At 68.9% G+C, this 23,031-nt stretch carries 21 protein-coding genes and 1 tRNA gene; 14 read left to right on the forward strand and 8 right to left on the reverse strand.

What is annotated here, in order from left to right:
* Positions 1–40: 40 nt before the first annotated feature.
* The 5 genes from ASG12_RS02975 to ASG12_RS02995 form a co-directional block, all read right to left on the reverse strand.
* Positions 41–2,074 (reverse strand): hypothetical protein, encoded by a 2,034-nt coding sequence (locus tag ASG12_RS02975; protein ID WP_055784988.1) that lies wholly within the window; start codon positions 2,072–2,074, stop codon positions 41–43.
* Positions 2,075–2,115: 41 nt separating this feature from the next.
* Positions 2,116–3,357 carry an ATP-grasp domain-containing protein gene (locus ASG12_RS02980; protein WP_055784991.1) on the reverse strand — a complete coding sequence of 414 codons (1,242 nt, stop codon included), beginning with the start codon at positions 3,355–3,357 and terminating at the stop codon, positions 2,116–2,118.
* Positions 3,358–3,484: 127 nt separating this feature from the next.
* Positions 3,485–4,252, reverse strand: coding sequence for an NADPH-dependent F420 reductase (locus ASG12_RS02985; protein WP_082501595.1), 768 nt, complete (start codon positions 4,250–4,252; stop codon positions 3,485–3,487).
* Between the two features lie 29 nt (positions 4,253–4,281).
* Positions 4,282–5,355, reverse strand: a complete 1,074-nt coding sequence (locus tag ASG12_RS02990) for a hypothetical protein (protein WP_055784995.1) — start codon at positions 5,353–5,355, stop codon at positions 4,282–4,284.
* 72 nt (positions 5,356–5,427) lie between these two features.
* Positions 5,428–6,519, reverse strand: a complete 1,092-nt coding sequence (locus ASG12_RS02995; protein ID WP_156377897.1) for a C4-dicarboxylate ABC transporter — start codon at positions 6,517–6,519, stop codon at positions 5,428–5,430.
* 105 nt (positions 6,520–6,624) lie between these two features.
* Between ASG12_RS02995 and ASG12_RS03000 the strand changes: the two genes are divergently transcribed.
* Entirely contained in the window at positions 6,625–7,548 is a 924-nt protein-coding gene (locus ASG12_RS03000; protein ID WP_055785001.1) for a LysR family transcriptional regulator, read from the forward strand.
* Here the strand turns inward: ASG12_RS03000 and ASG12_RS03005 are convergent.
* Entirely contained in the window at positions 7,534–8,265 is a 732-nt protein-coding gene (locus tag ASG12_RS03005; protein WP_082501596.1) for a YqjF family protein, read from the reverse strand. The genes ASG12_RS03000 and ASG12_RS03005 overlap by 15 nt on opposite strands.
* A 188-nt stretch (positions 8,266–8,453) precedes the next feature.
* Between ASG12_RS03005 and ASG12_RS03010 the strand changes: the two genes are divergently transcribed.
* From ASG12_RS03010 to ASG12_RS03025, 4 genes are all read left to right on the forward strand, one after another.
* A complete protein-coding gene (locus ASG12_RS03010) occupies positions 8,454–10,157 on the forward strand; it encodes an FAD-dependent oxidoreductase (RefSeq protein ID WP_055787510.1) in 1,704 nt (567 codons plus the stop codon).
* A 57-nt stretch (positions 10,158–10,214) separates the two neighbouring features.
* Positions 10,215–11,633 carry an ATP-binding protein gene (locus ASG12_RS03015; protein WP_055785004.1) on the forward strand — a complete coding sequence of 473 codons (1,419 nt, stop codon included), beginning with the start codon at positions 10,215–10,217 and terminating at the stop codon, positions 11,631–11,633.
* 9 nt (positions 11,634–11,642) lie between these two features.
* Positions 11,643–12,461 carry a class I SAM-dependent methyltransferase gene (locus tag ASG12_RS03020; protein ID WP_082501597.1) on the forward strand — a complete coding sequence of 273 codons (819 nt, stop codon included), beginning with the start codon at positions 11,643–11,645 and terminating at the stop codon, positions 12,459–12,461.
* Positions 12,462–12,532: 71 nt separating this feature from the next.
* Complete coding sequence (locus tag ASG12_RS03025; protein ID WP_235455941.1) at positions 12,533–13,216, forward strand: putative glycolipid-binding domain-containing protein; 684 nt, start codon at positions 12,533–12,535, stop codon at positions 13,214–13,216.
* On the opposite strand, the gene ASG12_RS03030 is transcribed toward ASG12_RS03025, so the two are convergent.
* Positions 13,189–14,217, reverse strand: coding sequence for a prephenate dehydrogenase (locus ASG12_RS03030; protein ID WP_055785010.1), 1,029 nt, complete (start codon positions 14,215–14,217; stop codon positions 13,189–13,191). The genes ASG12_RS03025 and ASG12_RS03030 overlap by 28 nt on opposite strands.
* Before the next feature lie 104 nt (positions 14,218–14,321).
* Here ASG12_RS03030 and ASG12_RS03035 point away from each other — a divergent pair, with 104 nt between their 5' ends.
* The 5 genes from ASG12_RS03035 (at position 14,322) to ASG12_RS03055 (ending at position 17,296) form a co-directional block, all read left to right on the forward strand.
* Positions 14,322–14,831, forward strand: coding sequence for a tRNA adenosine deaminase-associated protein (locus ASG12_RS03035; protein ID WP_045824805.1), 510 nt, complete (start codon positions 14,322–14,324; stop codon positions 14,829–14,831).
* Between the two features lie 36 nt (positions 14,832–14,867).
* A complete protein-coding gene (locus ASG12_RS03040; protein ID WP_055785013.1) occupies positions 14,868–15,329 on the forward strand; it encodes a nucleoside deaminase in 462 nt (153 codons plus the stop codon).
* Between the two features lie 127 nt (positions 15,330–15,456).
* Entirely contained in the window at positions 15,457–15,666 is a 210-nt protein-coding gene (locus ASG12_RS03045) for a CsbD family protein (RefSeq protein ID WP_045824786.1), read from the forward strand.
* Positions 15,667–15,736: 70 nt separating this feature from the next.
* Positions 15,737–15,827, forward strand: a tRNA-Ser gene (locus tag ASG12_RS03050).
* A gap of 68 nt (positions 15,828–15,895) precedes the next feature.
* Positions 15,896–17,296, forward strand: coding sequence for a wax ester/triacylglycerol synthase domain-containing protein (locus tag ASG12_RS03055; RefSeq protein WP_268810418.1), 1,401 nt, complete (start codon positions 15,896–15,898; stop codon positions 17,294–17,296).
* Between the two features lie 51 nt (positions 17,297–17,347).
* Here the strand turns inward: ASG12_RS03055 and ASG12_RS03060 are convergent, their stop codons facing one another.
* Complete coding sequence (locus ASG12_RS03060; protein WP_055785020.1) at positions 17,348–17,863, reverse strand: hypothetical protein; 516 nt, start codon at positions 17,861–17,863, stop codon at positions 17,348–17,350.
* 128 nt (positions 17,864–17,991) lie between these two features.
* On the opposite strand from ASG12_RS03060, the gene ASG12_RS03065 reads away from it, so the two are divergent.
* The 4 genes from ASG12_RS03065 (at position 17,992) to tgt (ending at position 22,951) form a co-directional block, all read left to right on the forward strand.
* Entirely contained in the window at positions 17,992–18,603 is a 612-nt protein-coding gene (locus ASG12_RS03065; RefSeq protein WP_055785023.1) for a TetR/AcrR family transcriptional regulator, read from the forward strand.
* A gap of 75 nt (positions 18,604–18,678) precedes the next feature.
* Positions 18,679–21,036: an MMPL family transporter gene (locus tag ASG12_RS03070; RefSeq protein ID WP_055785027.1), complete on the forward strand. Its 2,358-nt coding sequence runs from the start codon at positions 18,679–18,681 to the stop codon at positions 21,034–21,036.
* Between the two features lie 103 nt (positions 21,037–21,139).
* Positions 21,140–21,619 (forward strand): cupin domain-containing protein, encoded by a 480-nt coding sequence (locus ASG12_RS03075; protein WP_156377898.1) that lies wholly within the window; start codon positions 21,140–21,142, stop codon positions 21,617–21,619.
* Between the two features lie 42 nt (positions 21,620–21,661).
* Positions 21,662–22,951, forward strand: a complete 1,290-nt coding sequence (gene tgt / locus ASG12_RS03080) for a tRNA guanosine(34) transglycosylase Tgt (RefSeq protein WP_082501602.1) — start codon at positions 21,662–21,664, stop codon at positions 22,949–22,951.
* Positions 22,952–23,031 lie beyond the last annotated feature (80 nt).

A 23,031-nucleotide genomic window follows, 5' to 3' on the forward strand; every position in this document is an offset into this window, starting at 1 on the left:
CATGCGATCAGAGGGTGCCCGCCCGCAGTGCCGTGACCGGTCAGGTCTCGTCGGGCATGCGATCGGCACCCCAGCTGCGTTCGATGAAGCCGACGATGCGGTCGATGTCCTCGGCGGGCACGTTCTGCGGCTCGCCGTTCTCGAGTGGATCGGCGTGGAAGATGTAGAGCCGCGAGGCGAACTGATCGAACGGGAGCGATCCTTCGCCGTGGCGTTCGCCGTTGCCCGCGGTGCCCACCACGACACCGTCGCCCCAATCCTGGCCACTGTCGTTGTTGGGGTTGAAGAAGTACACCCGCATCACGCCGTCCGGGTCGGCCGCCACGCGCAGGATGGTGATCGCATGCCAGCCCACGTAGCGGGCGGCACTGTCGGTCACCGCGACACCCGCCGGCTGCGGGTGGATCAGCGGCTGATCACCGTTGTAGGCCGGGTGGTAGGAGGCGTGGAACTGCCGCAGGAACCCGTCGAGGTCGGTGAGCTTGCCGGTCTCGACGTCGACGTCGATGTGGAAGTCGCGCGCCGACCACCAGCCGTGGAACTCCGGGTTGACCCAGCGGTGCGGGTCGCCCGGGCGTCCCGCGCACTGGCGGACCATCTCGGCGTAGATGCGGTCGAGGTAGGGCACCAGCAGCAACGACACGGGGTCGAGGTCGATCGGATCGCTCGTGGCCACGCCGCTCACGCTGTCGGTCGACGACAGTGCCTTGCCCTCGAAGTGCATGACGATCTCGTCGTCGCGGGCCGCCCACACCACCATCTGCAGCAGGTAGTCGGGATCGTTGTAGGCCCACATCGACAGCGCCCGCGCCGACTGGCAGGTCGGGTTGTCGCCCTGTCCGACACCGAGCGGCTGGCCCAGCATCGACAACAGCCCGCCCAGCAGACGCGCCTCGGGGGTCGGGGTGGAGCCGAAGGCCGCGTGGAGTCGCTCGGATGCCTTGTCCGACAGGGTCAGTGCTATCTGGCGCCACAGCGACGGCACGATCGGTGGCTGGTGCAGGATGCCGCGGTCGAGCATCAGTGCCAGCCCGTAGAGACACTGTGCGGTCTCCGGGTGCACGGCCTCGATGATCAGCCGCGACACCAGTTCGGGGTACCGCTGCAGCGAGGTGCGACCCACCTCCGACAACCCCAGCGCCTCGGGAAGGAGGTGGGCGTTGTTCTCGGTGAGGTGGCGCACGAGGGTGGCGTGGTACGGCGACACCAGCCCGGTGTCGTGCATCGCGCGCGCGAAACCGCCTGCCTCGAACTGCAATCCACCCGCGTCCATCACCTCCAGGCGCGAGCGGTAGACCTCGACCCCGGGGTCTTCGCGGCATGCGTCGGTGGTGCCGAACAGCGCGGTGATCAGCCGGTCGAGCCCTTGCCCCGACGCCCCGAGGTCGACCGAGGGGTCGTCGCGGTAGATCGCGATGCGGGTCACGATCGCCTTCACCTGGTCGACCTGGATGGGACGTTGGCGCAGGATCCGCCAGATCTCGTCGACGAGTTCGTCGAGCACGCTGTCGTAGCCGATCTGCTCGGCGACATAGCCGAACAGATCGCGGATGACATAGGCCGTCTTGCCCAGGCGGACCCGCTCGGCCTCCGACGGCGGCGTGAACAGCACCTCGAGGTTCATCGCCAGCACCTGCGACAGGAACCGCCTCGCGTCGTCGGGATCGATTGCGGGATGGGTGTACTCGCCGGCCGCGATCGCCACCAGACGCAGCTCACTCGTCGCCTCGAGCGTGACGGTGTCGGCCTGCCCGCTGCGCAGACTGGTCCCCACGAAACCGGGGACCAGGATGTCGGGGTGAGCCCAGTCGGTGCCGGCGAACAGCCCGGCCTCGTCGAGCGCACCCGCCCGGTCGCGGATGGCCGCGCAGCCACCTTTCTGGCCGAGCACGCGGTGCAACGCATCCAGCACGCGACGCACCTTGGTGCCCTTGGTGAACTCCGGGGCGGCGCGCAACGCGGCGGTCGCGTGGTCGAGTTGGGCGAGCCGCGACGTCAGCGCCGGATCGACCGCCGGTGCGGCGACGTCGTCGGAGCCCGACCCGTCACCGGCGGCGCCGGGATCGGGGTCCATCGACTGTGTCGGTCCGCTGCGGTCGTTCCCGAGTTCCTGCCTCACACGTAGAAGTCCAGTTCTTCCTGTTGTTTGAGCAGGTCCCGCATCCGGTACGGGTCCTCACCGAAGAAGTACAGCAGACCCCAGTGTGTCCCGAACGCGGTGCGCTTGGTGACGGTCTCCTCCAGCGGCGGCGCGAGATCGTTCGTCTCGTAGTAGTCGTCCTCGGCGGTGACCTCGGGGATCTGCAGGTTGCTGACCACGCGACGTCGCGGATACACACCGAAACACCCGGCGACACCGCCCGCGTCGACGACCTCCTTCGGGAAGAACGCGTCGATCTCTTCCTCGGTGGTCTTCGGGTCGAACGCGAGAGCCAGCCCCTGGTAGGCGTTGAAGCCGTAGGCCCGCTCGAGCAGCTCGAACACCTTGAAGCCCGGCGGTCGGTAGGCGACCTCGCCGAAGTACATCTCGCCGTCGCTGGTCACGAAGTACTCCGGGTGCACGAAACCGAACTCGATGTCGAAGGTCTTGATGAGCTTCTCGATCTGTGCGGTGATCGCGGGTCGGTACTTCTCGAGCTCCGGGGTGGCCGGCACGAACACCGAGTACCCCAGCGTCACGTACTCGGAGATGTTGAGGAACTTGATCTTGCCGTTGTGGATCCACGCCTCGACCGCGAACTCCCAACCGTCGAGGTGCGATTCCATCAGCACCGGGAACTCCTCGTCCGGGATGGAGTCGACCTCGTCGGGGGTACGGATCACGCGGTGCCCCAGGCAGCCTGCCTTGTCGAACGCCTTGAGGTGGATCGGGTCGTTCGGGTCGCCGTCGAGCTTGAGCAGCGTCTGGTTCACGCGCCGGAGGAAGCGGATCACGTCCTCACGGTCGTGTGCCTCCTCGAAGATGCCGACGCGGATGCCGCCGAGCTGGGCACGTCGCTTCATCAACGCCTTGTCGCGCAACAACATCGCCTGACCGAACAGGCGAGGGTTGTTCAGCAGAACGGAATTGATGGCGCCCGCCCACTCGACGGTCTCCTCGTAGAGCGGGATCGCGACGTCGACGCCCATGTCGCGCAACGTCTCGGCGATCTCCAGTGAGCGGTCGTTCAGTCGCTCGAAGTTCCAGGGCAGGAACGGGATGTCGTGGGTGGTGCAGTACTCCTGCGCCCATTCGGGGGCGACGACGACGTATCGGCGATCGAATCCCTCGAGGGCTTCGACTGCGGCGAGACTCCATCCGAGGAGTGCCACGTACCCCTTCTCGGGGTCTTTCGGCAGCTTCGCGGGCTGCGACATATAGATCCTTCCTTCGCGTCGAACGGTCGGATGATCGTTGTCAACGGTACAGATGGGCGTCATGACGTCAGCCGGGCCCACCAGGGCTACGGGGATCCGGCCGCCAACCGTGCTGTACGACAGCCGGTTACGTCGCCTTCCACTCATCGGTGCGCTCGGGGCTCGCCTCGGCGAGGGCCTTGCGCGCGTCGTCGGGGCCGAGGTCCTTGCCGTAGACCGGCTGGCCGGGCTGCTGACGCCACGAATCGGCGATGCTGCCCGCGTCGACGGGGTCGAAACCGAGGTCGTCGACGAGTTCGGAGACGATCTTCTTCGCCTCGGCGTCGTCACCGGCGATGGGCAGAGCGATGCGGCCCTCGGTGCCCGCGGGCACACCCTTCGAGCCGAGGTGCTTCCAGTAGATACCGTTGAACACCTTCACCACCGGTTCGCCTATCTGCTCCGAGACCCACGCGCTCTCGGTCTGGCCGTCCTCGATCGCGGCGATCAACCCATCGCGCTGCTGCGGGTAGTAGTTGTTCGTCTCGATGATCGGCGCACCCGGCTTCCGGGCGGAGAACAGGTCATCGGCCAGATCGGGGACGTTCTTCTGCGGGATCGACAGGATCACCAGATCGGCGTCCTCGGCGGCGTCGCGCGCCCACACCGCGTGGGCACCGCTCTCCTCGGCCAGCGCGGTCAGGGCCTGCTGATCTGCGGCGTGGGGGTCGCGGGAGTTGGACACCGCGACCTGATGGCCCAGTTCACGCAGCCGGCGCGTGAGCGTTCCCCCGATGAATCCTGCGCCGATGATGCCGATCTTCATATGTCTTCTCCTCGGTCTGCCGTGCCGGCCTCGCGCCGGGCTCGCAAGGTGCAGCCACTGCGCAGTCCGCGATATTCCGGCACCGAACATCCGGCAGTCGTCGGTCGCGGGTGATGTGATCAGTCACCCAGGCGGGTCAGCGTGGTGCGCCGGGACACCGATCCGGCGCATCCGGTGAGGTAGGTGGTGGTGCCCGGTCCGCTCACCGAGGCGAAGGGGCGAGGCGCGTTCGCCGGTGGCACGACACGTTCGGTGGCGCGAGCGACACCGGTGGCGCCGTTCGTACACGTGACCGGAACCCCTGTGGTGGTGCGCTCGAATCCGCGCGAGCGGTACGACAGGGCGGACAGGTACTGACCCCCGGTCGAGTACAACGCGATGGTGCAGCGGCTGCCGTCGCGCAGACAGACCGGCGCGAGCCTGGCCTCACCGCTGGTCGCCGGGAATCGACGGGCGAGGCTCGCCGGTCGCGAGGAGACCGTCGTCTGCGCCACCTCGTACCGGCCCTGCAGGCCCGCCCCCGGGATGTCGGTACGAGCCGCGACGACAGGCGTCCTGGGCAGCGGCGCGGTCCCCGCCGGAAGGTCCCCGACGCGGTGCAGGCGTATCCGGGACCGGACGAGCTGGGCGCAGCTGCCGCCCTGATAGGTGTCGACGATCCCGTCGAGGTCGGTGATCTGCTGTGCCGATGACGAGGCCGTCGCGCGGAACTCGCTCTGCTGCATGCCCACCCACGGTTCGGTGACGGCCGAGGACGTGCCCGCGGGTGTGCATGTGCGGGTGACGGTCTCGGTGACGCGCGTCCACTCGTCGTCCTCGTGGACGAACACCATGCGCCGTCGGTTGAGATTGCTCGCCGTGGGCGCGGTGGCGGCGGCGACGGTGACGCAGCCGGCACCCGGACCGTCGCACCGGGTCTGCACGACCCAGCGCCGCGTGGTCGGTTGGGCTTCGGGCTCGCCCGCGGCGGGACGTCGACCGTTGATCCGGTAGGTGGTGAGCTGCGCCTCGTAGACGCCGCTGAAACCGGCGGGGTTGCTCGGAGCGGTCGACGAGCTGCTCGCCGCGGCGGGATCAGGTGCAGAGGGCGCGGCGTCGTCGCTGCACCCGGCCAGGCCGATGACGCCGGCGCAGACGACAAGCAGGGCCAGTGCCCGCGCCGCGGTTCGGGGACGTCTCGCGGCGATCGGCACGTGGCGACTCTATGGGCAGGCGCCGATCCGGCGCGCGGGAACCCGCGCAGATGGGTCGGTCGAACGACGACGTCAGGGCGCTGCGGGCAGATCACCGCGCTTCATGGCGACCGCGGTGCGGGTCGCGACCACCGCCCACGCGACGAACAGGGCCGCGAAAACGCCGACCGCGATGCCGTCGACAGCGACGGAGCCGGTGGCCTTCCCGAGCGCGCTCGCACCGGTGACGCAGGTGCCGATCGGGAAGGTGAAGCTCCACCAGGTCATCGAGAAGGGCAGTCCGCGCAGCGCCGCGCGTGCGGTGACCGTGATCGCGACGGCGATGGTGGCGGCGGCCAGACCGGCGAAGATGACACCGACGCCGACCCCGAGGGAGTGCAGACCGGTGCTGCCGCTCGCCGCACCGAGGGCGACCGAGGCGGTGATCGACTGGCCCATCATGCCGAGCGGGATCCACACGGTCGGCGCTGCGGCGCCCAGAGGCGCCCCGGTACGCAGCATCTGGCGGAACACGGCCACGGCGGTGGCGCCACCGGCGACCAGCGCGGTGGCGAACATGACGGCAGCGGTCACGAGGATCAGGTGGGCGACGGCGTCGTTCGCGATGTGTGTGGCGAGGAGCGCGCCGGTCGAGGCCGAGACCGTCGGCGCGACGACCGACATCATCCGCGTCGGCGCAGCCGGACCACCCCGGTCGGGGCGGCGCAGCGAGCCGACACCGACGACGATCAGCGTCGCGACGCCCACTGCGGTCCCCGCCGCCCACAGCGCGGCGTCGGTGAGGAGCGCGGTGGTCGCTCCGACGATCGGTGCGGCGTAGAGGAGCGTTCCCGCGCCGACGGTCATCGCCGCCATGGCCGGCGCCCCGTAGAAGTGCGCCATGGTCGCGTGACGGGCGTAGGCGCGCGCGGCGTCGCGATGGCGGTGCCAATGCAGTGCGAACGCAACCGTGACGGCGACGAACACCACGACCGACGCCGCCCACAGCGCGGTCCCGAGCAGCCGGAGGCCGTGACCACCGACGGGCAGCTGCGCGGCCGCCACCGCGACGATGCCCGTACCCATCACAGTCGTGAACCAGTTGGGGGTGATGTGTGCGAGCCGTGCCGTGGTCGGCGCAGGCGCAGTCGGAGATGCGGTGCGCGTGGTCATCGATGCGGTCATGTCCTCACGATCGCCGAGCACGGTGTCCGCGGGTAGACGTCACGATCTTGTAGGGCTACAAGCACAGGTTGTAACCGGTCTGTCGGGGTTGTAGCGTCGGCGCTCATGGTGGTGCCCGTGCACGTCCCCGAGTTGGCGACACTCGACGTCCTCGTCACCGTCGCCCGCGCCGGCAGCATGAACGCGGCCGCCGGGGAACTCGGGATGAGTCAGCAGGCGGTGAGCGCACGTGTGCACGCGGCCGAACGCGAGACCGGGATGGCGGTGTTCCGCCGCTCGGCCACCGGCGTGGAGCCGACCACCGAGGGTGTCGTGATCCTCGAATGGGCCGCGGCCGTCCTCCATCAGGCCCAACGGTTCTCGGCCGGCATCGACAGCCTGTTGGGGCAACGCTCGGCGACCCTGACCGTCGCGGCGTCGATGACGATCGCCGAATACCTGATGCCCGAATGGGTGGTGGCACTGCGCGATGCGCATCCCGAGGTGAAGGTCCGTGTGTGGCCGATGAACAGCACGGAGGTGCGCGCCCGGGTGGTCGCCGGGGAGTGCGCGGTGGGTTTCGTGGAGGACGGCGGCGTGCAGGGTGGCGTGACGGCGCGTGTCGTCGACCACGACGAGCTCCTCCTCGTGGTGCCATCGGATCACGCCTGGGCGCGTAAGGGGCGTGTCGCTCCGTCGACCGTGGCGCGAACGGCGTTGGTGCAGCGCGAATCCGGCTCGGGGACCCGGGTGGTGTTCACCGACGCGATGACCGCCGCCGGACACCCACCGGCAGAACCGATGCTCGAACTCAACTCGGTGTCGGCGGTACGTGCGGCCATGCTCAGCGCGGGGTCGCCTGCGGTGCTGTCGTCGCTGTCGGTGCGCGACGACCTCCGGCGCGGCACGCTCGTCGCCGTCGCCATCGACGGGGTCACGATGCCGCGGCAGCTTCGAGCGATCTGGGATCGCGATCGTGGGTTACGAGGTCCCGCACGTGATCTCGTCGATCACGCCCTACGGCACGGGTCGGGTTCAGACCACGCGTGACGGTCGCCCGAACCGGGTGCGGACACCGGGCGAGTACAACGCGCGCAGAGGTGCGCCGGCGGGCATCACCCCCGACGCGTCGAGGAGGTCGTCGTCGAGTTCGACCACCTCGGCACCACGCAACGGCCATGCGTCGTGTTCGTTCGGTACCCACCAGGTGTGTCCGGCGACGCGGGTGTGTGCGCCCCACCGCGCGGTGAGCCACGTCTCGAGGTCGGTCGGCGTCACCTCGTCCCCGACGTCGATGGTGAGTCGGCTGCGCAGACCGCGTCGCGGCCACCGACGGGTGCTGTCGTAGGTGATGCGGTCACCGTCGCGGGTCATCCGCATCTTCGCCCAGGTGTACGGGATGCCGAGCCCGACACGGGTCGCGGGGACCACCGCGAGCCGTTCGGTCTCGAGCGATCGGAACAGGACGCCGTGCCGCCCGGCGTCGTCGACCGAGTACAGGCGGATGTTGGTCTCCAGGAACGACCCGAGATAGGGGACGGGTGGAGTCGACGGGCCCAGCGCGATGGAGTTCATCACGAACGGCACCAGGGCCACCCAGGTGACGCCGTCGAACACGTCGGGGCGGGTGCCCTCGGGGAACAGGTGCGCCACGTTCTCCGGTGCCACGGGCCAGTGCACGAAGGTGAGGTCGTCCCACCGCTGATCGAGGAACACCGGTCGCCGGAGGTCGGGTGCGGTCACCGGGTAGCCCTCGAGCGTGCTCATGAATCCATCGTGGCACGCCCCCGGGGTGCGCCCGATGTGCGTTGGGCCACCCCACGACCACCGTGTTCGCCCTGCGCGAAGACCGGTCCGTGGCGTCCCATCGCGCGCCGGATCGGCGCACAATGATCGTCGTCGCGTCGCGCGCGGTGTCGAGTGTGCGGCGACCATCGACCCTCGAGAGGTCACCAGTGTCTGTTCCCGTCCCGAACGCCGCGCCCGCCAGGGCCGCCGATGCCAGCCAGGCGAAGTCGTCCATCCTGACCGTGGACGACGACCCGTCGGTGTCGCGTGCCGTCGCGCGGGATCTCCGTCGCCGCTACGGCGAGCGCTACCGCATCATCCGCGCCGAGTCGCCGGAGTCGGCACTGGAGGCGTTGCGGGAGATGACGTTGCGCGGCGAGGCGGTCGCGCTGATCCTCGCCGACTACCGGATGCCGATGATGAGCGGCATCGAGTTCCTCGAACAGGCGATGGACCTGTTCCCGATGGCGCGTCGGGTGCTGTTGACCGCCTACGCCGACACCGGCGCGGCGATCGACGCGATCAACCTCGTCGATCTCGACCACTATCTGCTCAAGCCGTGGGATCCGCCGGAGGAGAAGCTCTATCCCGTCGTCGATGCGCTCCTCGAGGCGTGGTCCACGACCGAGAACCGCCCCGCGACGGACACGCGCGTCATCGGCCACCGGTGGGACCCGCGGTCGTCGGAGGTGCGGGAGTTCTTGGCGCGCAACCAGTTGTCCTATCGGTGGTTCATGGCCGACGAGCCCGAGGGGGCCCGGTTGCTCGCCGCCGCCGGTCTCGATGACACCGCGCTGCCGACGGTGATCTGCGCCGACGGGACCGCGCTGGTCACCCCGACCGACTCCGAACTCGCCACGCACCTGGGCCTGCAGACCGCTCCGTCGGGCGAGTTCTACGACCTGGTGGTCGTCGGCGGCGGACCCGCCGGGCTCGGTGCCGCGCTGTACGGCGCGTCCGAGGGCCTGCGGACGGTGCTCGTCGAGCGCACCGCGACCGGTGGCCAGGCCGGCCAGAGCTCACGCATCGAGAACTACCTCGGCTTCCCCGACGGGGTGTCGGGGGCGCAGCTCGCCGACCGGGCACGTCGGCAGGCGACGCGGTTCGGTGCCGAGCTCATCACCACCCGCGATGTGGTGGCCCTGGAGACCAACGGATCTGCGCGCACCGTCCGCTTCGACGACGGCACGAGCGTCGACGCCCACACCGTGATCCTCGCGACCGGCGTCTCCTACCGGCAGCACGACGCCGACGGACTCGAGGCACTCACGGGCCGTGGCGTTTACTACGGGTCGGCCGTGACCGAGGCGGCACGCTGTGCCGATCAGGACGTCTACATCGTGGGCGGCGCCAACTCCGCCGGGCAGGGAGCGTTGTTCCTCGCTCGTAGCGCACGATCGGTGACCATCGTGGTGCGCGCGCCGTCGTTGGCGGCGTCGATGTCGCACTACCTCGTCGCGCAGATCGAGAAGACCCCCAACGTCCACGTGCGCACCTGCACCGAGGTCGTCGGTGTCGACGGGACCGACCACCTCGAGTCGATCCGGTTGCGCGACAACACCACCGGCGATGTCGAGTCCGTTGACGCCGGGTTCCTGTTCCTGTTCATCGGGGCGGCGCCGCGCACCGATTGGCTCGACGGTCTGCTCGCGCGTGACCAGCACGGGTTCATCCTCTCCGGTCCCGATCTGCTCGACAGCGGGGTCGGCCGGTGGCCGCTCGACCGCATGCCCCACCACCTCGAGACGAGCGTGCCCGGGGTCTACGCCGCCGGCGATGTGCGCTCGCAGTCGGCCAAGCGCGTCGCGTCGGCGGTGGGCGAGGGGGCGATGGCCGTCATGCTCGTGCACCGCTACATCGCCAACCCCTGACCCGCGCCGGCCCTCTCCCCACCGAATCCGACACCCACTCGAAGAAATCAGACGACCATGACACCCACCACGTGCAGTCCCGACGAACTGCGGACGCTCTTCCTGTTCGAGAAGCTCGACCGGTCACAGCTCGAGACCCTGTGCGAGAACGGTCATGTCGAGCTCATTGAAACGGGTCCGGTGTACGCCGAGGGCGACGACGCCACGTGCTTCTACGTGCTCATCTCCGGCGAGATGGTGATGAGCAAGCTGTCCGGGGGTGAGGACATCGAGATCAGTCGCACCTCGCAGCCGGGCGTGTACTCGGGTGCGTGGCAGGCATATCTGGGTGAGCGGGCGGCGCAGACGTACCCGGCCTCGGCGCGGGTACTCGTGCCGTCGCGGTTCTTCGTCCTCGACGCCGACGTGTTCGGCCGGCTGGTCCGCGAGTGGTTCCCGATGGCCGTCCACCTGCTGGAGGGCCTCTTCTTCGGCAACCAGAACTCGCGACAGATCATGGACCAGCGCGAGCGGCTCCTCGCTCTCGGCTCGCTGTCGGCGGGTCTGACCCACGAGCTCAACAACCCTGCCGCGGCCGCCGTCCGTGCGACGGCGAGCCTGCGGGACCGGGTGTCGCACATGCGCCGCAAGCTCGGCATGATCGCGTCGGGCACCTACGACCACGAGACGATGGCCAGTCTCATCCGGCTGCAGGACGAGGCGGCCGAGCTCGTCGCGAAGGCGCCGACGCTCTCGCCGATGGAGGCCGCCGACCGCGAGGACGAGCTCGCCGACTGGTTCGACGCCCGCGGTGTGGCCGGTGGCTGGGATCTCGCTCCGACGTTCGTCGCCGCCGGGATGGATGTCGCCTGGCTGGACAAGGTCCGTGCGGGTGTCGATGACGATGTCCTGCTCGAGAGCGCGATCCGGTGGCTGAACTACACCGTCGAGACCGAGCTGCTGATGAACGAGATCGCCGACTCCACCACGCGGGTGTCGACCCTGGTCGACGCGGCCAAGCAGTACTCGCAGATGGACCGCGCCCCCTATCAGCGGGCCGATCTGCGGGAGCTGCTCGACAGCACCCTGGTGATGCTGGGGCGCAAGATCGGTGACCTCACGGTCGTCAAGGAGTACGACCCCGCACTGCCGGCGATCCCGATGTACGCGGCCGAGCTGAACCAGGTGTGGACCAACCTCATCGACAACGCGGTGGCCGCCATGGACGGCGCGGGCACACTCACCGTCCGCACGCGACGCGAGGGCGACACCGCGCTCATCCAGATCGGCGACACCGGGCCGGGCATCGACGCCGACATCCGCGACCGCATCTTCGAACCGTTCTTCACCACCAAGCCCGTCGGACAGGGCACCGGGCTCGGTCTCGACATCTCCTGGCGCATCGTGGTGAAGAAGCACAAGGGCAGTCTGCGGGTGGAATCGGAGCCCGGTGCCACCACGTTCGAGGTGCGCATACCGATCGAACCGCGCGACTAGGGTGGGTCCATGGCGGCCGACGGTGGTACCGGTGACGGGGCAACACAGCAGATGTGGGCGCGGGGACGGTACGAGGCGGTCGGCGAACGGATAGCCGGTGTCGCCGCCGAACTCGTCGCGACGGTCGACGATCTCCGTCCGCTGCAGGGCCGCGATGTCGTCGACCTCGCGTGTGGCACCGGTTCGGTCGCACTGGGTGCCGCGAAAGCCGGCGCCCGCGTCACCGGTGTGGACATCACCGCCGATCTGCTCGGCCTCGCCGCCGCGAAAGCCGACGCGGCGCAATCAGATCCGATCACCTGGGTGCGCGCCGACGCCTCGGCGACGGGGCTGCCCGACGACTCCGCCGACGTGATCCTGTCGAGCATGGGCATCATCTTCGTGGAGCCGGCCGCGCAGGTCGCCGAGATCGCCCGCCTGCTCCGCGCCGACGGCACGCTCGGCTTCACCTCGTGGGTACGTGCCACGCACAACCCCTTCTACGACCCCATCGTGTCGGTGCTCGGGCGGCCGCGCCCCGAGGGTGCTGATCACTCGCCCGACGACTGGGGCGTGCCCGACACCGTCCACGCCCGGCTCGCGGGCGACTTCGACACCGTCGAGATCGACCATCGCGTGCACACGTGGCGCTTCGGCACCCTCGAGACCGCGTTGCACTTCATCTCCGAGGAGTCGCCGATGCACGTCGATGTGCTGCACCGGGTCAGCGAGATGCAGCACGACCGGTTGATGTCGGCGTTCGAGGTGGCGCTCGCACCCCACACCGACGCCGACGGCGCCATCGCCTTCGACTCGCCCTACGTGGTGGTCACGGCCCGTCGCCGCTGAGTGCGCAGCCCGGCGCGATGGGTTCGGCCGACGGTTGTTCGCGAGCGGCCTCGGTCGCCTACCGTAGAGGCGTGAGTTCTCCACAGGTTTCCCCGACATCGGGATCCGCGCCTGCAGCCCCGGGTGCGACCGACCGCGATGTGACCGCCCACGACGCCCAGCGTGACGTGACCGAGGTGTCGTCGTCGTCCGACGACTTCAAGAAGGTCTTCACCTGGCGCGGCGTCGACGCGACCCGGCTCGAGCAGGTCCGCGTGCAGGTGACCGGTCTGCGCGTGAAGGCGTTCGGACAGGTCATCGGCGCGGCCACCGACACCCACGAGGCGTTCTCGGCCACCTATGACCTGCTCACCAACGATGCGGGTGTCACCCGACGGCTGTCGGTGCACCTTGCCCGGGCGGGTGGCGAGACGCAGATCTCGATCACCCGCGATGGCGAGAACAACTGGTTGGTGCAGACCCCGCAGGGCACGGAGCGTAGCGACTTCGGTGGAGCGCAGGACGTCGATCTCGTGCTGAGCCCGTTCTTCAACGCCCTGCCGATCCGCCGTCTCGACCTGCACCGGAACCCGACGCAGATCCAGGTCCCGGTCGTCTACCTCTACCTCCCCGAGGGCTCGGTCGCCCCGGCGACGGTGAGCTACGACTCGTCCGCCGATGCGATCGCCGTGCAGTCACCTGTCGGTTCGTCGTCCATCTCCACCGACGACACCGGTTTCGTCCGGGACTACGAGGGACTCGCCGAGCGGATCTGAGTCCGCGACTCGGTGGTCCACACGCGGCCGAGGTGCGCCTGACGGCGTAGTTCCGCCGCCCATCCCGATTCGCCGACCGTCACGCCCGTGATCGGCTGCGCCGGTGTCGAGGTCATCGCCTCCCAGCGGGTGCGGACGCGGTGGCCGTCGTCGACGACGAGTTCGACCGAACCGGTGTCGCGCAGGTCGTCGCGTGCACGGGTCAGGCGGTCGAGCGCCTCGTCCATCGCGCTCACCAGCGCTGTCGTGTTGGCCTCGAGCATCGCCCGCTGTAACGGCACCGCGGTGCCCGCGACCCGCGTGCCGTCGCGGAAGCTGCCCGCGGCCAGGCGCAGGGCGAGCTGTCCGTCGCCCCCGGCGACTGCCGCGGTGATCGCCGCGGTCACGTGCGGCAGATGCGAGATCGCCGCGACGACACGGTCGTGTTCGTCGGTCTCCACCGGGACCACGACCGCTCCCACCGACAGGGCGAGGTCGGCGACGTCGGTCCAGATGCCCGGGTCGACGCCGTCGTCGGCGGCGACCACCCAGCTCGCCCCGGCGAACAGTCCGGGGTCGGTGGCCGCCCACCCCGACTGCGACGTACCGGCCATCGGGTGCCCGCCGACCCATCGCGCCGACAGACCGGCTCGCAAAACCGACTGTGCGACAGCCTGTTTGACGCTGATGACGTCGGTGATCGCACACTCCGGTGCCCATCGTGCGATGGCGTCGAGAACCGGGTCGACCGCGGTCACCGGTACTGCGACCACGATCAGCGCGTCGGTCGCGGCGGCGCGGCGCAGCGTGCGTTCGAGGTCGTCGTCGGCGTCGTAACCCGCCGCGGTGGCCTCGGTGACCGTCGCCGTGGATCGGTTGTGGCCGAACGCGGTGCGCCCCGAGTCGGCCACCGCGCGCAGCAGCGAGCCGCCGATGAGGCCGAGGCCCAGCACGCACAGAGGTGCGGTGGCCCTCGACGTGTCCTGGGATGCGGTGGTGCGCGATGGGGTGTCGGCCGACATGCCCTCAGCGTGGCACATCGTGTCGCACCTGCGGAAAGAGTCCTGCAGGTGCCGTCAGGGCCATCGCTTGGGATAACTCCGACGGTGCGACTACGGTGTCGCACATGGCTGCTGCGAGTTCGGACGATCTGGATGGTTTCGCCGTCGCAGTGGTTCGCGAAGAGGGCAAGTGGACCGTCTCCGCGATGGACAACGCAGCGCTGAGCAGCCTCGACGACGCCGAGAAATCGCTGAAGCAGATGCGTAGCGCCGGAGCGGTCTTCGGTCTGCTCGATGTGGACGACGAGTTCTTCGTGGTGATCCGGCCGGCCCCGTCGGGTTCGCGGTTGCTGGTCTCCGACGCGACCGCCGCCATCGACTATGACATCGCCGCCGACGTCCTCGACGCCATCAACATCGACGTCCCCGACATCGATTCCGACGACCTCGACGACGTCGAGCCGTGGGAGGAGGGCGACCTCGGGGTGCTCGCCGACCTCGGTCTGCCCGACTCGGTGATGAGCGTGATCGTCGGGGACACCGACCTCTACGCCGACGAGCAGATCGGGATGATCGCCGCACGTCTCGGCTTCGCCGACGAACTCGGCCGCGTCCTCGACAAGCTCGGTCACTGACCTACGCGGATCCCACGCGCTGAGGCCGACCGACCCATGACACCGAACGATGCGGACCTGATGGCCGTGGCGCTCGAGGCCGCGACAACGTCGGGTGTGGACGATGTCCCGGTGGGGGCCGTCGTGTTCGACGCCGACCTGCGTGAGATCGCCCGCAGTGGCAACGCCCGTGAACGCGACGGTGACCCGACCGCCCACGCGGAGATCCGCGCGCTGCGGGCCGCGGCGGCCGTCCTCGGGGACGGTTGGCGACTCGAGGGCTGCACCCTGGTCGTCACCCTCGAACCCTGCGTGATGTGTGCCGGTGCGATCACCTCGGCGCGGATCGGCCGACTCGTGTTCGGTGCGTGGGAACCGAAGACCGGCGCGGTGGGCTCGCTCTGGGATCTCGTCCGCGATCGCCGTCTCACCCACCGACCGCAGGTCCGGGCGGGTGTCCGGGAGGCCGAGTGCGCCGCGCTGCTCCACGAGTTCTTCCGAGCGCACCGATCCGGGTGATCGCATCATGGCCGCTGCGCCGGCGGCGTGGCACGGTGGAGGGGGGTCGCGCGTCGACCCCGAGGGTTGTGGCGGTAGGAGAACCGCCGAAGCAGAGGCCCCCGCACGCTCGACGAAGGGATGAACCATGGGCATCACCGACGACGCCAAGAACAAGGCCGAAGAACTCAAGGGACGCGGCAAGGAAGCCGCCGGCAGCGTGACCGGCGACGACGAGCTGAAGGCCGAGGGCAAGGGCGACCAGGCCTCCGCCGACACCAAGCAGAAGATCGCCGACGCCGCCGATGCGGTCAAGGGCAAGATCGACGACGTCAAGGACAAGCTCACCGGCAAGTGACCCCGCCGGCACTGCACGGCTCTGAGCAGCGGATTTAGGCTCACCGGGGTCCTGCGGTAGTGTCTTCGGCGGTGGCGTGTCCGAGCGGCCGAAGGTGCAGCACTCGAAATGCTGTGTGCGGTAACCCCGTACCGGGGGTTCAAATCCCCCCGCCACCGCCACCAGATCCCCCGTTCGCGCGATGCGCGGGCGGGGGATTTGTCGTGAGGGGCCGCCGTATGGTGGTTCGATGGCAGTTGTTGTAGATCCTAAAGATTCACTTTTCTGGTTTGGAACCTCCGATGCGATGCCCACGGACCAGTACTTCCTGCTCGCCTTCGCGACTGCAGGGCCTGCCGCCGCTCCCACGTGGGAGAAGCTGGTCGAGGTCATCGCCGATCGGTCCGCCGCGATACCTGCGCTGAACAAGCGGCTCGCCGAGAGTCCGGCCGGCATCGACTATCCGCGGTGGGTGCACCACGCCGCCGACATGGGCGAGTGTGTGCACCGGCTCGTCGACGAGGACTCGACGTGCTCGACACCGGAGGCGACCCGTCAGTGGTCGACATGTGTCGACCGGATCGAGGAACTCCTCGGGTCGACCCTGGACGCGACCCGCACCCCGTGGCAGCTCCACATCGCCCCCGACGTCGTCGGCGTGCCGGACGTCGACGGTCGCGCCACGATCGTGTTCGTGCGGTTCAGCCACGTGTTGACCGACGGACTCGGCGGCGCCGCGTTGTTGCGCGCCCTCTTCGGTCGTACGCCGCACCCCGCGGACGCCGAGATCGCCGCCGCCTCCGAGCCCCACGAACCCGGCGCGGTGGGGTGGCGACTCCGTGACGTCGGTCGGGCGTTCGGGCGTCTCGTGCGTCTGCCGTCGGCACTGGTGGCGACCGCCGTCGCGGGACGCCGTTCGGCGCGGTCGTCGGACAGCGAGGATCCACCGACCGCGCCCCTGCGCCGCGCATCGATCAACACCTGCGGTGCCGGGGTTCGCGATGTGACCGTTCTACCGATCCCGCGCCGCATCTCGGCGTCGCAGCGGTTCACGGTCACCCAGCTCGCGTTGTGCGCCGCGTCGCTCGCCACCGAACGCCTGCTGATCCGCCGCGGCGAGGCGCCGGATTCCCTCGCCGCCGCTGTGCCGGTCGCGGTGCGTGAGGGGGCGCAATGGTTGGGGGACAATCGATTTGCCACCGCGGTGGTCGGACTCGGGGTCGCATCGTCCACTGCGCTCGATCGTGCCGAGGCGATTCGGTCGTCGCTCGGCGCCGAACGCCGACGCCTGGTCAGCCCTGACACCATCACGATGCTGCGGCTCGTCGAATCGGTTCCGTGGCCGATTCTCTCGAGGTATCTGCGTCGCGGACGCGCACGGGGGGTGCGGACCGAGTTCGTGCCCGCGCACATGTCGGTGACGAGTGTGAACTGCGGCGACGCCGACATGGAGTTGTCCGGTGCTCCGGCGGTCATGGTGGCCGGGTTCCCGTGTCTGTCGCCCGACATCGGTATCGGGCTCGGCATCTACGGACTGGGGACCACGGTGACCCTCGGGGTGCTCACGTCACCCGACGCGGTGCCCGATGCCGACGAGTACGTGGATCTGCTGCGGTCGGCGCTCGACGAACTGTCGATGACCGTCGCCTGACGAGGCGTCGACTCGCGCGGAACCTCCCGGATCTGACGCCCGGAACTGACGTCACTGGGGGATGAAGCCGAACGAGGACTCGCCGCGAGTGCAGCGGGCGAGCACGCCGGTGGTCTGCGACGGGCCGCAGGACCAGCCGTCGACGGTGCGGTTGCGCCCGGTGGAGATGGTCGGGCCGTAGGTGCGGGCGACCGGCATCACGGTGCCGCAGTCGACCGAACCGCCCGGGAAGATCACGACCCGCAGAGCACCCTCGGGTCCGTTGGCGGTGTCGCACCGGGTGCCGGCGATGGACGGCGCCGCCTTCGACGGCGGGACAGAGGTGGCTGCCGGCAGTCGGGGGCCGGGGACCGCCGTCGCGCTCGGATCGGTCGTGGTGGGCGCGTTCGGGTCGACCGCTGCTCCCGAGGCGTCTGATCCCGAGGTGGCCGACCCCGAGGCGTCGGGTGCCGCGGTGGTCGAGGAGCTCTGCGCGGTGGTGTCGCCGGAGTCGCCACACGCGGCGAGACCCAGGGCGGCGGTCGCGGCGGCGATCATGACGACCGCCCGGACTCGGTGCATCAGCATGGACGCCACCGTATCGAACGGCGTCGGTGCGACCCCGGTCACTTCTCGGCGGCACAGTGACCGATCACGCAAAAGTGCGTGCGTCGGAAAAATTGCAGGATTGCGCAAGTTCGGTCATGATCGATGGCATGACCTCGGGACTTCGGGAGACGAAGAAGGCGGCGACGCGGCAGGCGCTCGCCGTCGCCGTGCTGCGTCTGTCGGAGGCGGAGGGTTTCGACAGCGTCTCGGTGGAGGCGGTCGCCGCCGAGGTCGGCGTCTCGCCGCGCACGTTCCACAACTACTTCGCGGGCAAGGAAGACGCGCTGCGCTTCTACCTGAGCGAGGTCATCGATCGGATCTTCACCGCACTGGAGGCGCGTCCCGGAGACGAGGGGTTCTGGGACTCGGCCGCTGCGGCGTTCATCGAGGTGATCTGCGACCGCGACGGCGACCCCCGGGCGCTCGCGCACCTGATGACGCTGATGGACACCGAACCGTCCATCGCGATGAAGAAGAGCCGTGACGGCGGGATCGACCCGATCGTCGCGCGGTTCGAGGCGCTGTGCGAGCAGCGGTCCATCGGTCCCGGTGGATTGACGTACGCGCGACTCGTCCTGGGGTGCGCCGCGGTCGGTATCCGCGTCGCCCTCGAGGACCACCTCGACGGTGAGGTTGCGCCGGAGGCGCTGCGCGCGACGCTGCAGCGCACCTTCGAACAGATCCGCACCGGGATGGCCGCGCCGCTACCCGATCCCTGATTCCTCGAGCACCGACCAGGACGCCCGAAACCAACTCACCACCAACGACATCCGTCGTCGAACAGGAAAGAATCCATGGCCACATACTTGTACCGCATCGGCAAGTGGGCGTTCACGAACAAATTCAAGGTCATCGGCATCTGGATGCTGATCCTGGTCGGCATGGGCGTGGCGGGATCGACCCTCGCCGGCCCGTCGAGTTCGAGCTTCTCCATCCCCGGCATCCCGTCGGAGAAGGCTCAGGACAGCCTGGTCTCGAGCTTCCCCGAGAAGCCGAAATTCTCGCAGGACATCAGCATCAAGTACGTGCTGAAGGCGCCGGAGGGCAAGACCCTGCTGGACTACCAGCCCGCCATCGACACGATGGTCACCTCGATGAAGCAGTTCGACGGCGTCAAGGCGCCCGACTCCATCGTCAACCCGTTCAGCCCCGAGGCGTTCGGGACGCCGAGCGATCCGGGCAAAGTGGTCCAGACCTCCGTCGACTTCCAGAAGGACACCTTCGGCAAGTCCGACGCGCAGGCGCGAGCCGACGCCGCCGCATCGTCGCCGATCAACGCGAACGCCACCGTGGCGCAGCTCGGCGCCTCCTACACCGCGACCCAGGCGACCGACGTCTCCGACAAGGCGCATGACCAGCAGACCGCCGTCGCCGACGCGGCCCGCAACGCGGGCCTGACCGTCGAGATGAGCGGCACCGCGCTGCCGCAGCCGGCCATCGGTGTCACCTCCGAGCTCATCGGTGTCGGCGTGGCCGTTGTCGTCCTCATCATCACGTTCGGGTCGTTCGTCGCCTGGGGCATGCCGATCCTGACCGCTCTGGTCGGTCTCGTCATCGGACTCATGGGCGTCAGCGCAGCGTCGGGCTTCTTCAGCCTCAGCGAGGAGACCCCGATTCTCGCGACGATGATCGGCCTCGCGGTCGGCATCGACTACGCGCTGTTCATCGTCTCCCGTTATCGACACGAGCTCCTGGAGTCGAAGACCCGGGCCGAGGCCGCGGGACGCGCGGTCGGCACGGCGGGATCGGCGGTCGTGTTCGCCGGCCTGACGGTGATCATCGCCCTGTCGGCGCTGTCGATCGTCAACATCCCGTTCCTCACCGCCATGGGCCTCGCGGCCGCGGTCACGGTGCTCGTCGCCGTCCTCGTCGCGCTCACCTTGCTGCCCGCGGTGCTCGGACTGTTCGGCGGCAAGGCGTTCGCAGGCTCCATCGGGTTCCTCAACGCACCCGACACCCCGAAGTCGGCGGGCTCGACGGCGCCGCGCGTGTCGAACGGTTCGCGGTTCGTCAACCAGGTCGTGAAGCACCCGGCCGTGGCCCTCGTGCTCGGTGTCGTGGTCCTCGGTGTGATCGCCGCACCGATGGTCGGTCTGAAGCTGGCGCTGCCCAACGACGGCACCTCCGATCCGTCGACGTCGCCCCGCAAGGCCTACGACCTCGTGGCCGAGGGCTTCGGTCCCGGCCAGAACGGTCCACTGGTCGTGGTGGCGAACGCCTCGGGAGTCTCGGATCCGAACGCCCGCAACGCCGCGTTCAACAGCGTCGTCACGAAGATCAAGCAGCTCCCCGACGTGAAGACCGCGCTGGTGAGCCCCGGCGATGTGAACAAGGCCGGCGATGCCGCGGTGATCACGGTGCTGCCCAACAGCGGCCCGAGCTCGAGCGACACCCAGCAGTTGGTGAAGGACCTGCGGTCGGCGGAGTCGGGCATCACCCGCGCCGACGGTGTCACCTACGGGGTGACCGGTCAGACCGCCATCGAAAGTGATGTGTCCGACCGACTCTCGCAGTCACTCATCCCGTATCTCGCGGTGGTCGTGGGTCTCGCGTTCATCCTGCTGATGCTGGTGTTCCGCTCGATCCTGGTCCCGCTCACCGCGGCGCTCGGGTTCCTGCTCAGCATCATCGCCACCTTCGGCGCCACGGTCGCCATCTTCCAGAACGGCGACCTGGGGCTCATCGGCAACCCGCAACCGATCGTGAGCTTCCTGCCGATCTTCCTCATCGGCATCGTGTTCGGCCTCGCGATGGACTATCAGGTGTTCCTGGTGACCCGGATGCGCGAGGAGTACGTCCACGGCGCCTCGGCGAGGGACGCGATCAAGAAGGGCTTCGGGCACAGCGCCCGGGTGGTCGCGGCGGCGGCGACGATCATGATCTCGGTGTTCGCGGCCTTCATGCTGCAGGACAACTCGCTGATCAAGTCGATGGGCTTCGCCCTCGCCGCAGCGGTCTTCTTCGACGCCTTCATCATCCGCATGATCGTCATCCCGGCCGCGCTCGCGCTGCTCGGTGACAAGGCGTGGTGGCTGCCGAAGTGGCTCGACCGAATCCTGCCGAATGTCGATGTCGAAGGCGAGAAGCTGGGCGAGTACCTCGCCGAGACGACACCGGACGGCGGCCGGCACCGCGAGAAGGTCGGCGTCTGACCCCAGACGTGGACATGCCCTCGCGGTGAGCTCGGGGGACGGCGACGATGGCAGCGAGAGATCGCGGCGATCGTCGCCGTTGTCGCGGGTCTAGTCTGACCCGATGACAGTGACCCGCATCACATCGATGTCCCGGCGGCTCGGCATCGCGGCGGCAGTCGCCCTGGTCGCACTCGCCGTTCCCGTCACCACCGCGCACGCCACACCCAGTTCGGGCATCAGCGCGGTCGAACTGGCCCGGGCCGACATCCCCGCCGGCCTCCTGCCGTTCATCACCGGGCCGGGGAAGGCGACGGTCCGCGAGATCACGATCGCGCCGGGCGGAACCACGGGATGGCACTTCCACGACGGTCGACTCATCGGGATCGTCAAACAGGGCACGCTCACCCACCCGGGAGCCGACTGCAAGCCGGTCGTCTACCGCCAGGGCCAGCTGATCGTCGAACCCGAGGGCGAGAAGAACACCCACGTAGGCCGCAACCTGACGTCGTCGCCGGTGGTGCTCGACGTGCTGTACCTGCTGCCCGCGGGCAAGCCCTTCTTCGAGGACGCCCCCGCGCCCCCGTGTGATGCCCCACGGTAAGAGGAGGTGCGGGGCGGTGTCGGTCTGGGATGATCGGGAGTCGTGACCGACCCCGACATCCCCGATCCCGACACCACCGACCGCAGCGCCACCACCCCCGACCACAGCTTCGTGTTCGGCACCGAGCTCGCGGGGACCCTCGGTCGCACCGGGGTCATCCGCACCCCGCACGGTGACATCCGCACGCCGGCGTTCATCCCCGTCGGCACCAAGGCGACGGTGAAGACCGTGGTGCCCGAGGCGGTGGCCGATCTCGGTGCGCAGGCGGTGCTGGCCAACGCCTATCACCTCTATCTGCAGCCGGGTCCCGAGATCGTGGACGCCGCAGGCGGATTGGGTCGGTTCATGAACTGGCCCGGTCCCACCTACACCGACAGCGGCGGGTTCCAGGTGATGTCGCTGGGCGTGGGGTTCAAGAAGGTCATCTCGATGGAGGTGCGAGAGACCGAGAACGACGACGTCATCGCGCCGGGCAAGGAGCGACTCGCCCGCGTCGACGACGACGGCGTCACGTTCAAATCCCATCTCGACGGCACCACCCACCGGTTCAGTCCGGAGGTGTCGATGCAGATCCAGCACCAGCTCGGTGCCGACATCATCTTCGCCTTCGACGAGCTGACCACGCTGATGAACACCCGCGCCTACCAGGTGGATTCACTCGAACGCACCCGCCTGTGGGCCATCCGATGCCTCGACGAACACAACCGCCTCACCCGCGAACGGCACGACCGGCCGCTGCAGTCGCTGTGGGGTGTGGTGCAGGGCGCGCAGTACGAGGACCTACGGCGTGCTGCCGCACGCGGACTGATGGAGGCGAGCCGCCGCGACCAGGACGCCGGCGGGCGCGGATTCGGCGGGTACGGCATCGGAGGGGCGCTCGAGAAGGAGAACCTGGGACAGATCGTCGGGTGGGTCAACGACGAACTGCCCAGGGATACGGCCAAACACCTCTTGGGGATCAGCGAACCCGACGACATCTTCACCGCCATCGAGAACGGCATCGACACCTTCGACTGTGTGTCGCCGTCGCGGGTGGCGCGCAACGGGGCGATCTACTCGTTCGACGGTCGCTACAACATCACCAACAGTCGCTTCCGCGCCGACTTCTCGCCGATGGAACCCGAACTCGAGAACTATTCGACGCAGTACAGCCGCGCCTACATCCACCACCTGTTCAAGGCCAAGGAGGGACTGGCCTCGACGCTGTGCACCATCCACAACGAGCACTTCATCGTGACGCTGGTGGACCGGGCGCGCCAGGCCATCGAGGACGGCAACTACATCGAGTACCGCGACGCGTTCCTGGCGCGCTACTACGCCGGGAGCAGTTAGGTCGATCGGCCGAACACGGCGTGCGCACACCCATCTCAGGGGGTCGGTGGCTCTAGTCTTTTGTACAGAAAGAGCCTGAC

It is taken from the genome of Williamsia sp. Leaf354 (genome assembly GCF_001424365.1).
GTDB lineage: Bacteria > Actinomycetota > Actinomycetes > Mycobacteriales > Mycobacteriaceae > Williamsia_A.